The organism is Halomonas alkalisoli (genome assembly GCF_021412585.1).
Classification (GTDB): Bacteria; Pseudomonadota; Gammaproteobacteria; order Pseudomonadales; family Halomonadaceae; genus Halomonas; species Halomonas alkalisoli.
In genome coordinates this window covers 16,174-30,532 of the sequence record NZ_JAKCMI010000011.1, presented here as the reverse complement: position 1 = coordinate 30,532, position 14,359 = coordinate 16,174, and the positions used below count along the sequence as shown (strand labels likewise).

At 65.1% G+C, this 14,359-nt stretch carries 12 protein-coding genes; 6 read left to right on the top strand and 6 right to left on the bottom strand.

All coding sequences use genetic code 11. The annotated features are described in order from the left end of the window. The first annotated feature begins 472 nt into the window (after positions 1-472). The 6 genes from LY622_RS02040 (at position 473) to LY622_RS02015 (ending at position 7,951) form a co-directional block, all read left to right on the top strand. On the top strand, positions 473-1,204 hold the full coding sequence (locus LY622_RS02040; protein ID WP_234289367.1) for an ABC transporter ATP-binding protein: 732 nt from the start codon (positions 473-475) through the stop codon (positions 1,202-1,204). 4 nt (positions 1,205-1,208) lie between these two features. Next, entirely contained in the window at positions 1,209-3,578 is a 2,370-nt protein-coding gene (locus LY622_RS02035) for an ABC transporter permease (protein WP_234289366.1), read from the top strand. A 13-nt stretch (positions 3,579-3,591) separates the two neighbouring features. Beyond that, complete coding sequence (locus LY622_RS02030) at positions 3,592-4,812, top strand: efflux RND transporter periplasmic adaptor subunit (protein ID WP_234289365.1); 1,221 nt, start codon at positions 3,592-3,594, stop codon at positions 4,810-4,812. Between the two features lie 64 nt (positions 4,813-4,876). Next, positions 4,877-5,929, top strand: a complete 1,053-nt coding sequence (locus LY622_RS02025; RefSeq protein WP_234289364.1) for an asparaginase — start codon at positions 4,877-4,879, stop codon at positions 5,927-5,929. A 103-nt stretch (positions 5,930-6,032) separates the two neighbouring features. Then, positions 6,033-6,269 carry a DUF2789 domain-containing protein gene (locus LY622_RS02020; RefSeq protein ID WP_234289363.1) on the top strand — a complete coding sequence of 79 codons (237 nt, stop codon included), beginning with the start codon at positions 6,033-6,035 and terminating at the stop codon, positions 6,267-6,269. Between the two features lie 128 nt (positions 6,270-6,397). After that, positions 6,398-7,951 (top strand): sensor domain-containing diguanylate cyclase, encoded by a 1,554-nt coding sequence (locus LY622_RS02015; RefSeq protein WP_234289362.1) that lies wholly within the window; start codon positions 6,398-6,400, stop codon positions 7,949-7,951. 11 nt (positions 7,952-7,962) lie between these two features. On the opposite strand, the gene LY622_RS02010 is transcribed toward LY622_RS02015, so the two are convergent. The 6 genes from LY622_RS02010 to LY622_RS01985 form a co-directional block, all read right to left on the bottom strand. After that, entirely contained in the window at positions 7,963-8,637 is a 675-nt protein-coding gene (locus LY622_RS02010; RefSeq protein ID WP_234289361.1) for a TVP38/TMEM64 family protein, read from the bottom strand. Positions 8,638-8,694: 57 nt separating this feature from the next. Then, positions 8,695-8,859: a hypothetical protein gene (locus tag LY622_RS02005; protein ID WP_234279677.1), complete on the bottom strand. Its 165-nt coding sequence runs from the start codon at positions 8,857-8,859 to the stop codon at positions 8,695-8,697. Positions 8,860-8,905: 46 nt separating this feature from the next. Continuing rightward, the gene (locus LY622_RS02000) at positions 8,906-9,316 is read right to left on the bottom strand and encodes an SRPBCC family protein (protein WP_234289360.1); all 411 of its coding nucleotides are present in this window, start codon (positions 9,314-9,316) and stop codon (positions 8,906-8,908) included. A gap of 212 nt (positions 9,317-9,528) precedes the next feature. Further along, the gene (gene rpsA / locus LY622_RS01995) at positions 9,529-11,205 is read right to left on the bottom strand and encodes a 30S ribosomal protein S1 (protein ID WP_234289359.1); all 1,677 of its coding nucleotides are present in this window, start codon (positions 11,203-11,205) and stop codon (positions 9,529-9,531) included. Positions 11,206-11,384: 179 nt separating this feature from the next. Continuing rightward, positions 11,385-12,074: a (d)CMP kinase gene (gene cmk / locus LY622_RS01990; RefSeq protein WP_234289358.1), complete on the bottom strand. Its 690-nt coding sequence runs from the start codon at positions 12,072-12,074 to the stop codon at positions 11,385-11,387. Further along, entirely contained in the window at positions 12,071-14,359 is a 2,289-nt protein-coding gene (locus LY622_RS01985; protein ID WP_234289357.1) for a bifunctional prephenate dehydrogenase/3-phosphoshikimate 1-carboxyvinyltransferase, read from the bottom strand. Before LY622_RS01985 ends, cmk begins: the two co-directional genes overlap by 4 nt.

The following is a 14,359-nucleotide window of genomic DNA, read 5'->3' as shown; positions in this document are numbered from 1 at the left end:
GTTATTGCTCACATCGGCGACACCGCCGGGGAGGCCTACGGCCTCCAGTCGTGAGCTGAAGCTTCCTCCAACAGCGGCGTGGCACCGTCGGTGGATAGGATCGCTGTAGGAGCGCTGGTTCCCATCGCGACTGGCGCCGCCAGGCGCCCCGGCGCAGGCTGCCGACGTTGGCAGTAATTTCCAGCATTGGTAACACCGCAAGGAGGCCTTCGGCCTCCAGTCGTGAGCTGAAGCTTCCTCCGACAGGGTGGCAATCGCTTGCCACGGCAGGAAAAATCCGCTGTTGGAGCGCTGCTCCGCATCGCGACTGGCGCCGCCAGGCGCCCCGGCGGCAGCTGCCGACGCTGGCGGTGGTCGCCGGCATCGGCAACTGGCACTAAGCTTGATCTCGGTCAACGCTCCAATAATAGCCGGGCATGGTAGCCTGAGCTCATCGATACTCCACGATGCTCTTCCTATAATCAGGCAGCGGATGAACGACACGGCCAAGGTGGTGTTCCAGGCCCAGGGGGTGAAGCGCTTCTACCAGATGGGAGAGGTGACCATCCAGGCACTTCGCGGCGTCGACCTCGAGCTACATGCCGGGGAGCTGTTAGTGATGCTGGGGGCCTCCGGCTCGGGCAAGTCCACCCTGCTCAATATCATGGGTGGCCTGGACAGCCCCAGCGAGGGCAGCCTGCACTATATCGACCGCAGCCAGCGCAGCCACGACCTGACCCATGCCAGCCAGCGGGTGCTCACCGAGTACCGCCGCCATCACGTCGGCTTCGTTTTCCAGTTCTACAACCTGATCTCGAGCCTGACGGCCCGCGAGAACGTGGCCATCGTCACCGATATCAGCCGCGACCCCATGGCACCGGAAGACGCGCTCGCCATGGTGGGACTGGAGGCCCGCCTGGATCACTTCCCGTCGCAGCTTTCCGGCGGCGAACAGCAGCGTGTCGCCATCGCCCGGGCCATTGCCAAGCGCCCCGAGGTGCTGCTCTGCGACGAACCCACCGGCGCCCTCGACTTTCGCACCGGAATCCGCGTGCTGGAAGTGCTCGAGGAGATCAACCGCACCACCGGCACGACCCTGGCGATTATCACCCACAACGAGGTGATCGGTGAAATGGCCGATCGGGTGATTCGCCTGCGCGATGGCCAGGTGGGCGACATACATGTCAACGTCGAACGCCGGGCACCGGGCGAGCTGCGCTGGTGACGCCATGAAGCTTGCCACCCTGCACTGGAAGCTGCTGCGCGACCTGCTTCGACTGAAGGGGCAGGCCTTGGCCATCGCCGTGGTCATCGCCAGCGGCGTGATGACACTGGTGATGTCGACCACTACCCTGGAGGCGCTATCGGGCTCTCGCGACCGCTTCTATGCCAGCCACCACTACGCCGACCTCTTTGCCGACCTCAAGCGAGCTCCACTGGGCCTGGTGGAACGACTCGAGACCCTCGACGGCGTGAGCCGAATGGAACCTCGCGTGCGCGCCCCGGTGCGCCTGGCCGTGTCCGGGTTCGATGATCCGGTGCGCGGCGTGATGCTCTCGCTGCCCGATGGCCGCCAGCCCAACCTCAACCGTCTGCATCTGCTCGCCGGCAGCCTGCCGGAGGTGGGACGCAGCGACCAGGCTGTGGTCAGTGACGCCTTTGCCGAGGCGCATGGGCTGGCCCCCGGCGATAGCCTCGAAGCGATCATCGACGGCCGCCAGACACGCCTGCTGTTGAGCGGCATCGCACGCAGCCCCGAAGTCATCTACCAGGCCGCCCCCACCGACCTGCTGCCGGATTATCATCGCTATGCCACGTTATGGATGAACCAGCGCGCCCTGGCCAGCGCCTATGGCATGGAGGGCGCCTTCAACCAGCTGCTGGTCACGCTGCAGGCCGGCGCCGACGCCGAAACCCTGATCGACGAACTCGACCTGATCCTGGCCCGCTACGGCGGCACCGGCACCCAGACCCGCCATGACCAGCAGTCGCACCGCTTCCTCGAAGAGGAACTGGCACAGCAGCGCGCCCAGGCAACGATATTGCCCACGATCTTTCTCGCCGTTTCGGCCTTCCTGCTCAATGTGGTGATGAGCCGTATCATCCAGACCCAGCGCGAACCCCTGGCCATGCTCAAGGCCTTCGGCTATCGCAACGGCGAACTGGCCCGGCACTATGGCTGGCTTGCCGCCGCGATCGTGCTGCTCGGCTGGGCCGCGGGGGTACTGCTGGGCGCCTGGTCGGCACGGGGGCTGGCCGGCATCTACAGCGACTATTTCCGCTTCCCCGAGATGCATTTCCGGGTGCCACCCTGGTCCATGGCCCTGGCGCTGGCCGTTGCCGGGCTAGCAGCCCTGACAGGCACCTGGCACGCGGTGTGGCGGGCCGTCCGGGAGCCGCCGGCGGAGGCCATGCGCCCACCGGCCCCGCAGCGCTTTCGCCGCACCTGGCTGGAGCGCTCGCCGCTGGGCCGGGCACTGGGCAACGAGTCGCGAATCATACTGCGCCACCTGCTGCGCCACCCTACCAAGGCGGCACTCTCGGTAACCGGGATCGCCCTGTCGGCAGGCCTGCTGATGATGGGGGCCTATCAGCTCAGCGCCGTGGAGAAGATGCTCGACCTGCAATACCGCCAGGTCATGCGCATGGATATCGAACTGTCCTTCGGCGAGGTGACTCCCGCCCGTGCAGTGGGCGAACTGCGTCATCTGCCCGGCGTTCTGGCCGTGGAAGCCTGGCGCCGGGTACCCGTCACCCTCAGCCATGGCCACCGGGAGTATCGCACCAGCCTGCTGGGCATGGACGAGCACCCCAGGCTGCGACAGGTACTCGATGCCCAGGAGCGCTCCCAGCGGCTCCCCGCACAGGGCGTGATGCTGACCCGCTTCCTGGCCGACCATCTCCAGGCCGAGGTGGGCGACACGCTGCAGGTGGCGGTGATGGAGGGCAGGCGCCAGCATCTCGAACTGCCGCTGACGGCGCTGGTGGATGAACCCATCGGCGTCGGCGCCTACCTGCAGCGCGACACCCTCAACGCCCTGCTCGGCGAGGGCCCGGCCATCAGCGGGGCCTGGCTGCTGGTGGACGGCGACCAGCAGGGGACGCTGAACGAGGCGCTGAATCGCATGCCGGCCGTGGCCGCCATTGGCCTGCTGTCGGAGGCCGAGCGCGGCATTCGGGATTACATGGACGAGACCATCCTGATGTTTGCCGTGGTCTTCGTGGCACTCGCCGCCTCCATCGCCTTCGGCGTGATCTACAACAACGCGCGCATCGCCTTCGCCGAGCGGGCGAGAGAGCTGGCAACCCTGCGGGTCCTGGGCTACAGCCGAACGGAAGTCGCACGCATCCTGCTCGGCGAAATCGCTCTGATCACGGCCCTGGCGATCCCGCTGGGCTGGCTGATCGGCATCGGCTTCAGCGCCCTGCTCAACCAGGCCTTCAGCAACGACCTCTTTCGCGTACCGATGGTACTGACCCCTTACGCATTCGGCTTCGCCGCCGCCGGCGTCATGGCCGCCTCGGCGGTGGTTGCGGGGCTGGTCATTCGGCGCCTTGGGCGGCTGGACATGGTCACCGCCCTGAAAGCCGTGGAGTAGACAAGGAACGAAAATGACGATCAACAAGACCGCGACTCGACTCCTCAAGCGCCTGGGCGTCGTCACCCTGGGCGTTGCCGTCATCGGCGCGCTGGCCTGGGCGCTGTGGCCTGCCCCGGTCAACGTCAGCAGCGCCACGGTGCTGCGTGGCCCCTTCAGTGAAACGGTGAGCGAGGAGGGGCGTACCCGGCTGCGGGATACCTGGAATGTCTCGGCACCCATTGCCGGCTACCTGCAGCGCGTCATGCTCGAAGTCGGCGACACGGTGACGGAAGGCGACATCCTGTTTCGCCTGGAGCCGAGCCCGGCTCCGGCCCTGGATGCTCGCTCCCGCCAACAGGCCGAAGACAACCTCCAGGCGGCCCAGGCCAAATGGCAGGCAACGCAGGCCAACCTGGAGACCGCTCGCGCCGACCGACGCTTCGCCGAGGCCGAGTACCAGCGCTACCGCCAGCTTCACGAGCGTAACCTGGTATCCACCGCCGAACTGGAACACCGTCAGAACCTGCGTGATCGCCAGCGGGCCCTGGAGAACTCGGCCGCCTCCAGCGTCGAGGTGGCACGCTTCGAAGTCGAAGCGGCCCGGGCCATGCTCGACATCGCCAGCGGCCAGCGCAGCGAGCCCAATGACATCGCCGAGCTGGCGATACGTGCCCCCGTTTCGGGCCTGGTCCTCACCCGCCATCGCTGCTGTGAAGGCAGCGTGGCAGCAGGAGAACCAATCCTCGAGCTGGGCCGGCCGGCCGATATCGAGGTGCAGGTGGACCTGCTCTCCATGGATGCGGTGCGCCTGCGTCCGGGCATGGCGGTACGCCTCAGTGGTTGGGGTGGCGACGTCCTGCAGGGCGAAATCAGGCGCGTCGAGCCGGCCGGCTTCACCCGCATTTCCGCACTGGGGGTGGACGAGCAGCGCGTGCCAGTAATCGTCGACTTCAGCGCAGGGAGCGATCCGGCTGCCCTGGGCCTGGGAGTGGGGTTTCGTATCGACGCCGAGTTCCTGATCTGGGAAGACGACGATGTACTACAGATCCCCACCAGCGCGCTGTTCCGCCATCAGGGCGACTGGGCAGTCTTCGTCATCGAAGAGGGTCGAGCCGTGCGCCGCAGCCTCGACATCGGCCGCCGCCAGGGAATGATCACGCAGGTGCTGTCGGGGCTTGCCGAAGGCGAATCGGTCATCAACCACCCCGGCGAGCAGGTCGCCGATGGGACAAGAGTCACCGCTGGGGAGTGAGACTGCGCCGCCATAGCGCTATCATGCGGCTTTCACTTCGTCACCATGACTGCCAGGAGCCGACATGATCACGTCCTCTTCCGCCGACCGTACCGTGCTGGTTCTCTACGTTGGCGGCACCCTGGGCATGGTAGCCTCGCCCCGCGGCCTGGCCGCCGGCGGCAATATAACCACACGACTGCGCGACGCCCTGGCCACCTTGCCCCCGACGCGCCAGGCACGCCTGCCGGCCTTCGTCGTCCAGGCAACGGAGAAGCCCATCGATTCCAGCGCTGCCACTGCCATCGACTGGCAGCGCCTTGGCCATACCATCGCCAAGGCGCTGCCCGACTACGCCGGCGTGGTGGTGCTCCACGGCACCGACACCTTGGCGTGGACAGCCGCGAGCCTTGCCTACCAGCTCCAGGGGCTGGACCGCCCGGTAATCGTGACCGGGGCCATGCTACCTCTCGAGGCGCCAGACAGCGATGCCCTGGCCAACGTGGAGCTGGCACTTCGCTTCGCCACCGAGCCACGCCTGCAGGAAGTCGCTGTGGCCTTCGCCGACAAGCTGTTTCGCGGAGTCTGTGCACGCAAGCTGCATAGCGAAGCCGCCGATGCCTTTGTCAGCCCCAACTATCCCCTGCTGGGGGAGCGCGTCGGCGATGATACGGTGCTCTACCCTGCCCGTGGATTGGAAGCACAGCAGCGTGGTGCTCCCCGTTTCGAGCTGCCCGACTATGCCCCACTGGCGGCCGGCGGTGTGGCTCGCATCGTCCTGTGGCCCGGCATCCAGGCCTGGCAGTTGGCGGCCTGGCTCGAGGACGACCGGGTACAAGGGGCGCTGCTGGAAGTGTGGGGCGGTGGCAACGTGCCGGAGGACCCGGCGCTGCTGGGGGTGCTGGCCAAGGCCACTGGGGAAGGCAAGCTATTGGCGGCAATCAGCCAGTGCACCCAGGGCAGCGTTGCCATCGGCCAATATGCCGCTGGCCAGGGGCTGGCCGAGGCCGGCGTACTCTCGGGAGATGGCATGACACCGGAGGCGGTGCTGACCAAGCTGGTTCACCTGCTGGCCCAGCCCCTGGACGACCGCGAGCGAAGGCGACGCTTTCTCACGCCGCTGGTAGGCGAGCGTTGATTAATCGCTAATCCAGCCTCCCCAGCGTTGAAGTGTGCCGCACGAGCGGGGCACAATCCGACTACTGTTTTGGTACTCTACGTTTACATAGGAGTCACATACCATGGAAAAACCCGTCCACCACTTTACTGAGCTGTTCGAGCAGTTGGGCCTGCCTGCTGACGAGGCGTCCATCAGGGGCTTCATCGAGCGTCACGCACCGCTGCCGGAGACCATGCAGCTTCACGAAGCGCCTTTCTGGAGTGAATCCCAGGCCGCCTTCATTCTCGATGCGCTGGAGGAGGACGCCGACTGGGCCGAAGTGGTCGACCACCTGGACGCCTCGTTGCGGAAACAGTAGTGGCGCGGAAAAAACTGTAGAAGAAAAAAACCGCAGGGTAGATAGCTGCAAAAAAAGTAAATGGCATGAATGTAAGATTATGGTAACTTAGGAATAACAATAAACAACTGTTTGATTCAGGAGTCATCATGCCACTCGATAGGATGTCGACCACCGAATCCGAAGGCACTATTGGCTTGACAACTCCTGAGCTCCCCCCGCTTCCCGATACGCTTCGCCTGAACCTGGGAGAGTGTCGTACACTGCCGAGCCTGCCCGCCGCGGCGGCACGGGTGATCGGCCTGGCCCGCGCGCCGGAGCCTCGCCTCGCCGACTTCGCCACGGCAATCGAGCAGGATCCTGCACTCACGCTGCGCCTGCTGTCCATGGCCAACAGCGCCTACTTCTCTCGCAGCGGCAATCGGGTCGTGACCTGTTTCGACGCCGTTTCGCGCCTCGGCCTGGATGCCACCCTGGCTGCGGCCATGAGCTTCGGCCTGCCCCGGCCCGATGCGAGCGATGCCCTCGAGTACGACTATCTGTGGCAGCGCTCCATCATCGCCGCGCTGGCCGCCCAGCAGCTCGCCGAACAGCTCTGTCCCGCAGAGGCCGGGCAGCTGTTTACCACGGCGCTGATACAGGATATCGGCATCCTGGCGCTGGAAGCCGTGGACGCCGAGCGCTACTCCGACCATGTACCCAGCCTGCGCAACCACGACAAGCTGCGCGAGACCGAGCACCGGCTCTACGGCTGCGACCACTCCCTGGTTGGGGCATGGCTGGCCATCAGCTGGGGTGTGCCTGCCTCCATGGCCGCGGGTATCGCGGAGAGCCACGGCCCCCTGGAGGATGGCAACCCGAAGCGGCTCTGCCTGCGTCTATCCTGTCGCATCGCCGATGGCTGGCTGGCCCATTCCCCGGCAGCGGCCTTCAGCGACCTGCTGCATCAGCTGGCGCTGCTGGAATCGCTGGATATCGCCATGCTGGTCTCCGTGCTGGAGGACCTGCAGCAACGCCTGCCCACGCTGGCCAAGCTGTTCGAGATCACCTGCCCTCCCGACATCAACAGCACGACCCTGCTGGCCGAGGCCAAGGAGCTGCTCTTCGAGCAGAACCTGCTGCTCAACCAGCGCCTTGCCGAACAGCGCCATGAACTGGAAGCCCTGCTCGCCCGCCATGACGAACTCGACGAACAGCACCGCACGGACCACCTGACCCGGCTGGCCAATCGCCCCTGGCTGGAAAAGCTGCTGGTGCAGCACTTCGACTGCGCCCTGATAGGCAACCGGCCGCTCTCCGTCATGTTCATCGACCTGGACCATTTCAAGCGCATCAACGATCTCTATGGCCATCGCTTCGGTGACGAAGTGCTGATCCGTTTCGCTGCCGCGCTGGAGAACATGGTGCGCGAGGACGACATTGCCGGCCGCTACGGCGGCGAGGAGTTCCTGGTGATCATGCCCAACACCCGCCGTGACCAGGCCAGCAAGCTGGGCGACCGGATTCGCCACTACCTCGCCTCGCAGCCCCTGGCCAAGACCGAGGGCGAGCCGCTGCATGTGACCGCGTCCATCGGTATCGCCTCGATGGAAGATGCCGAATTCGAGAACGTCAATGCCATGGTCGATGCCGCCGACAAGGCCATGTATGGCGTCAAGCATGACGGGCGTGACGGCGTGGCGCATTACGAACGCCGCGATTGAGGTTCCGCTGACTACATCTCGCGCCCTTCTTCCACCCGGCGCCGCATCCAGGCGCCGACCAGCAACAGCAGGGCCAACGCCACCAGCGGCAGCACGATATCCGCACTGATGGCATTCTCCCCCTTCTCCACGGCCTCCAGCGTACTATGGATGGCACTGGCGTAGACCGCCCACTTGATCCCGAGCCCCACCACGGCGGCGATCACGAAGGTGCGCAGCGGCAGGCGACGCAGCCCCGCCGCATAGTTGATGACCGAGTGAGGAAAGCCCGGCAACACGCGCAGGGCGCACTGGGTTAGGAAGTCGCTGCGCTTCTCCAGCATGCGCATGATCTTGCGGGTCAGTCCCTTGGGGTTCCAGCGATCGCCCACCCTGGCCGCCAGCTGATAGGCGCCCAGCGCACCGCCGACGCTACCGACGATCAGCATGGGAGTCGCGACTTGCGGCGGGTAGAAAGGCGCGATCAGCCATAGCCCGATGCTGCCAGGCAAGCCAAAGGCCAGGGTGATGGCCATGATCGCGATGACGCTGATGATAGTCAGCGGATGGTGAGACGCCTCTTCGGCCCAATGCTTGATGGCGATGAGATCGGGCGAGTGCCATATCCACAGATAACCGGCCATGAGCAGGCTTGCACCGACGGCTACCAGACGCCACCGTCGGCGCAATGAGGTGTCTTGCTGCATCACTTGTCTCGCTCGCCCTTTGGAAAGGGCACATGGTGCCATGCGAGGGTGCCGGGGTCACGCGTCGAGCTCACCCTCCCGGCCCATGGGCGACGGATTGCCGGGAACGGCTTCCGGCGCATCTTCCAAACGCGGCATGGCCGCGACACGAAGGTCCACGTAACGCAGCAGCCCCAGTTGTAGCACCAGCAGGGCAAGGCACCACAGCAGCCCCTTGAGCATCGGAGTATCCTCGAATGAGGCCGGCGGCCTCGTCGAGTCGATTGAATCACAACTTGGCTTCTACGCGCTCGAGAATTTGACGGCTGACCTTGTTGACCAGCGGCCTGGCGGCACGCGTCACCGCTTTCTCTACCATGCGATTACGGATGGCATAGGTCACGGTGAGTGCTACCCGGGTGCCTTCAGCAACCGGCGTCAGCTGATAGCAGCCCTGGTTGCGCACCCCTTCCAGGGATTCCCAGGCCAGTGTCTCGGGTGGCTGCTTCTTGGTGATTTCCACATCGAAGGTCCAATCCATGCCCACTGCACGAAGGTGCCAGCGGTAGCGCTCGCCGCCCAGCGGTTCGATCGCCTGGATCATGTCGGAGTACTCGACGAAGTCTTCTACCCGCTCCAGAAGCGCAAAGACGCGCTCCGGCGAGGCCCTGAGTATCGCACTGTGTTCAATGGTGGCCATGGCGGCTTCCTGGGCTCCCGGTTGACGCTGCAAATTCACCTACGTCTTGCAGAGTACCGCCCTACCCCCCATCAAGCTACCGCCAATGCGTAATGTTCCGCACCGACGGGGACAGACGCTGCATGCCAAAAATGAGAACGCCGCCCCGGCAAGCCGGGGCGGCGTTCTTGTCAAGCATTCCTGACGGCCCCGAGTGTTCGGGGCCGTAGGGATCAGTCCTGACCCATCTGCTGCTTGATCAGGTCGCCGATGGTGGTCGGACCACCAGCTTCGGGCGCCTCTTCACGCAGCTTCTTCAGGTTCTGACGGGTGTCGTCCTGATCCTTGGCCTTGATCGAGAGGCTGATCGCGCGGTTCTTGCGATCGACGCCAACGATGCGAGCTTCGACGGTATCGCCTTCGTTCAGCACATTGCGGGCATCTTCGACGCGGTCGGCGCTGATCTCGGAAGCCTTGAGGATGGCAACGACATCGGTCGCCAGCTCGACGTGGGCTTCCTTGGCATCGACCTCGACCACGCGTCCGGAGACCACGGTGCCCTTGTCGTTGACGGCCAGGTACTCGGCAACCGGATCGGTATCGAGCTGCTTGATACCCAGGGAGATGCGCTCACGCTCGGGATCGATGGAGAGGATGACGGCTTCCGCCTCGTCGCCCTTCTTGAAGCGACGAACGGCTTCTTCACCGGTCTCGGACCAGGAGAGGTCGGAGAGGTGAACCAGGCCGTCGATACCGCCTTCCAGACCGATGAAGATACCGAAGTCGGTGATCGACTTGATGGTACCGGCAACCCGGTCGCCCTTGTTGTACTGGGCGTTGAAGGTTTCCCACGGATTCGCGGTGCACTGCTTGATACCCAGGGAGATACGACGACGCTCTTCGTCGATATCCAGGATCATGACTTCCACTTCGTCGCCGATGTTGACGACCTTGGACGGGTGGATGTTCTTGTTGGTCCAGTCCATTTCGGAGACGTGAACCAGACCCTCGACACCCTCTTCCAGCTCGGCAAAGCAGCCGTAGTCGGTGAGGTTGGTGACACGAGCGGTGACCACGGTGCTCTCGGGGTAGCGATCCTTGATGTTGACCCAGGGATCTTCGCCCAGCTGCTTCAGGCCCAGCGAGACGCGGTTGCGCTCACGGTCGAACTTCAGCACCTTGACGTTGATCTCGTCGCCCACGGCCACGATCTCGCTCGGATGCTTGATGCGCTTCCAGGCCATGTCGGTGATGTGGAGCAGGCCATCGACGCCGCCCAGATCGACGAAGGCGCCGTAGTCGGTCAGGTTCTTGACGATACCCATGATCTGCTGGCCTTCCTGCAGGGTGGCCAGCAGGGCTTCACGCTCGGCGCTGTTCTCGGCTTCGAGAACGGCACGACGGGAAACCACGACGTTGTTGCGCTTCGGATCGAGCTTGATGACCTTGAAGTCGAGTTCCTTGTGCTCCAGGTGCGTGGTGTCGCGCACCGGACGCACGTCGACCAGGGAACCCGGCAGGAAGGCACGAATGGAATCGATATCGACGGTAAAACCGCCTTTCACCTTGCCGTTGATCACGCCCTTGACGATCTCTTCCTTCTCGAAGGCCGCTTCCAGCACCTTCCAGGCTTCGGCGCGCTTGGCCTTCTCGCGAGACAGACGCGTCTCGCCGAAACCGTCTTCGACGGCTTCCAGGGCGACGCTGACTTCGTCACCGATCGCAATGTTCAGTTCGCCACTTTCGTCGCGGAACTGAGCTACGGGAATCTGTCCTTCGGACTTCAGGCCGGCATTGACGGTGACCCAGTCACCTTCGATGTCGACAACAGTGGCCGTGACGATGGCGCCCGGCTCCATGTTGATGTCCTGGAGTGACTGTTCAAACAGTTCAGCAAAGCTTTCGCTCATGATTTTCCTACGTGATCAACGGTGTTGAGGCGTTGCCGCCTTCTCCGCACCACCAGCGAGTGCGGGCCTAATTTGCCAAACCCCCGGGAATGTTAACGCCGGTTCGACCTGGACGAGCTTTCAGTGAAAGGGCTGCTCGGCCATGCCATCACATCCTGACGGGGGCGCCGCAAGGGAGATCAAGTCTGCCGGGTGAGGCCGCGTTCGGCCAGCCACTCCGTCAACCGTTCCACCACTTCCGGTATGCTCAGGCTCGTGGTATCCAGCTCGATGGCGTCATCGGCCGGTACGAGCGGAGCCACGCTGCGCTGCATATCGCGTGCATCGCGTGCCTGAATCTCCTTCAAAAGACTCGATAGACTAGCATTCACCCCGGCTTCCTGCAACTGAAGGTAGCGCCTTCGCGCACGCTCTTCGGGGCTCGCCGTGAGGAAGACCTTGAGTTCGGCATCGGGGAAAACCACGGTGCCCATGTCGCGGCCATCGGCCACCAGGCCGGGGGGCTGACGAAAATCGCGCTGGCGCTGCAGCAGCGCCTGGCGAACGGCAGGCAGCGAAGCCACCTGAGAGGCGGCATCGCCAGCCTGCTCGGAGCGAATCTCGCGGCTGACGTCGCCTCCCTCGAGCATGACACGCGTGGTGTCGCCCTCGGCAACGAACACCACGTCGAGGGCGGCGGCGAGCCGTTCGAGTGCCGCTTCGTCATCGAACGCCACACCCCGCCGCATGGCGGCCAGGGCCGTGAGACGGTAGAGCGCACCGCTGTCCAGCAGGTGCCAGCCGAGCCGGTCGGCGACCAGGCGGCTGATGGTGCCCTTGCCGGCCCCGCCGGGGCCATCCACGGTCAACACCGCGGCCTTGTCACTCATGCCGACACCCCCGCCTCTTCGCTGACCTGAAGACCTACGGTGCGGGCCAGTTCGACGAAGCCAGGGAAGGAGGTAGCCACGTTGGCGCAGTCATCGATGATGATCGCTTCGCCGGCACGCAGCGAGGCGATCACGAAAGCCATGGCAATGCGGTGATCGCCAAGGCTGTCGATCCGCCCGCCGCCGTAGGCGACCTCGCGATCCCCGGCACCGACGATATCGATGCCGTCCTCCAGCACGGTATGCTCGACGCCGATGGTCGCCAGGCCGTCGGCCATGGCCTGGATGCGATCGGACTCCTTGACCCGCAATTCTTCGGCGCCACGCAGGCGGGTGGTTCCGGTGGCATTGGCGGCGGCGATGAAAAGCGCCGGAAATTCATCGATGGCCAGCGGCACCTGATCCAGGGGAATATCGATCCCGTGAAGCGGCGCGTAGCGAATATGCAGGTCGGCTACCGGCTCGCCGCCGACCTCGCGCTCGTTGGTGAGGTGCAGGTCGGCACCCATCAGCTTGAGGATATTGATCACGCCGATACGGGTCGGGTTGATGCCGACGTGCTCGAGCACCAGGTTCGACCCCGGCGAGATCGCCGCCGCAACCAGGAAGAAGGTGGCCGAGGAGATATCCGAGGGCACGTCGATCGGCGCCGCGGTTAGCTTGCCACCGCCGGTGAGCCAGCAAGTATCGCCTTCACGACCGACCTCATAGCCGAAGCCAGTCAGCATGCGCTCGGTGTGGTCGCGGGTGGGAGCGGGCTCGCGCACCCGGGTCTCGCCGTCGGCATAGAGGCCGGCAAGCAGCAGGCAGGATTTCACCTGGGCGCTGGCCATGGGCATGTCGTAGTCGATGCCCTTGAGTTTCTGCCCGCCGCGGATCTTCAGCGGCGGCCGGCCACCTTCGGCGGTCTCGATCACCGCACCCATCAAGCGCAGCGGGTCGGCCACCCGGCCCATGGGACGCTTGGTCAGCGAAGCATCGCCAATCAGCTCGGTATCGAAGGCCTGGCCGGCCAGCAGGCCGGCGAATAGGCGCATGGCGGTGCCGGCATTACCGACATAGAGCGGGCCCGATGGCGCCTTGAGCCCATGCATGCCGACGCCATGCACCGTGACTCGACCCTGGTGGGGCCCCTCGATGGCCACCCCCATCTCGCGAAAGGCCTGCAGGGTGGCCAGGCTGTCCTCTCCCTCCAGGAACCCCTTCACCTCGGTGATGCCCTCCGCCAGCGCGCCAAGCATGATCGAGCGATGGGACATGGACTTGTCGCCGGGCACGCGAATACGGCCGGCAACGTGGCCGCCAGGAGCCGCCCGGAAGGTGAGTCTCTGTTGTGGTTGCATCTGGTATTCCACCTGATAGCTGGTCTGATTCAGGAGCGAGTCGAAATAGTGTCGCGCATGACTGGCCCGGTCGAAGATGGCAAGCATGGCATCGCCGTCGCCGGCTTCCACGGCGCGCCGCAGTCGCGCCACACCGGCCTCGAAGTCGTCCAGGGAGGACAATACGGCCTCGCGATTGGCCACGAAGATGTCTCGCCACATCACCGGGTCGCTCCCGGCGATGCGGGTAAAGTCGCGAAAGCCGCCGGCCGCGTAGCGGAAGATCTCCAGGCGTTCATCCTGGCGCGCCAGGGTATCCACCAGCGAGAACGCCAGCAGGTGCGGCAGGTGGCTGGTGCGGGCCAGCACCTGGTCGTGGCGCTCGACATCCATCTCCAGCACCTGGGCGCGGCAGGCTTGCCATAGGGCGCGCACCCGGGCGACGGCGGCCGGCGCCGTCTCGGCGCTGGGCGTGAGGATCACCTTGTGGTTGACGTAGAGGCACGGATTCGCCGCCGCCACACCACTCTTCTCCGACCCGGCAATGGGGTGACCCAGCACCAGGCCGGGCGGCAGGCGTCCGAACACCCGCAGCGCACAGTCGCGCACCGCAGCCTTGGTGCTGCCCACGTCGGTCACCGTGACGGGCGGGGCCTCACCATCGAGAGCGCCCGCCGGCAGTGCCTCGGCCAGCTCGGCCATCACGCTCTCCATGGCCAGCACCGGTACCGCCAGCACGATCAACGAGGCGCCTTCCACCAGCGGCGCCAGCCGGGTATCGCCACGGTCAATCAGCCCCATGGCGATGCCACGGGCGATCTCGTCGGGATCCGGGTCACAAGAATGGATAGTGCCACCGAAACCGCCGGCACGCAGGGCAGCAGCCAGCGAGCCACCGATCAGCCCCAGGCCGACGATCAGGATGCGCGACTCGGCGACCTGGCCGGGTGCATCCCCCACCAC

Coding starts and splice junctions, on each gene's coding strand:
- LY622_RS02040 (WP_234289367.1), top strand. CDS start 473: ATGAACGACACGGCCAAGGTGGTGTTCCAGGCCCAGGGGGTGAAGCGC.
- LY622_RS02035 (WP_234289366.1), top strand. CDS start 1,209: ATGAAGCTTGCCACCCTGCACTGGAAGCTGCTGCGCGACCTGCTTCGA.
- LY622_RS02030 (WP_234289365.1), top strand. CDS start 3,592: ATGACGATCAACAAGACCGCGACTCGACTCCTCAAGCGCCTGGGCGTC.
- LY622_RS02025 (WP_234289364.1), top strand. CDS start 4,877: ATGATCACGTCCTCTTCCGCCGACCGTACCGTGCTGGTTCTCTACGTT.
- LY622_RS02020 (WP_234289363.1), top strand. CDS start 6,033: ATGGAAAAACCCGTCCACCACTTTACTGAGCTGTTCGAGCAGTTGGGC.
- LY622_RS02015 (WP_234289362.1), top strand. CDS start 6,398: ATGCCACTCGATAGGATGTCGACCACCGAATCCGAAGGCACTATTGGC.
- LY622_RS02010 (WP_234289361.1), bottom strand. CDS start 8,637: ATGCAGCAAGACACCTCATTGCGCCGACGGTGGCGTCTGGTAGCCGTC.
- LY622_RS02005 (WP_234279677.1), bottom strand. CDS start 8,859: ATGCTCAAGGGGCTGCTGTGGTGCCTTGCCCTGCTGGTGCTACAACTG.
- LY622_RS02000 (WP_234289360.1), bottom strand. CDS start 9,316: ATGGCCACCATTGAACACAGTGCGATACTCAGGGCCTCGCCGGAGCGC.
- rpsA (WP_234289359.1), bottom strand. CDS start 11,205: ATGAGCGAAAGCTTTGCTGAACTGTTTGAACAGTCACTCCAGGACATC.
- cmk (WP_234289358.1), bottom strand. CDS start 12,074: ATGAGTGACAAGGCCGCGGTGTTGACCGTGGATGGCCCCGGCGGGGCC.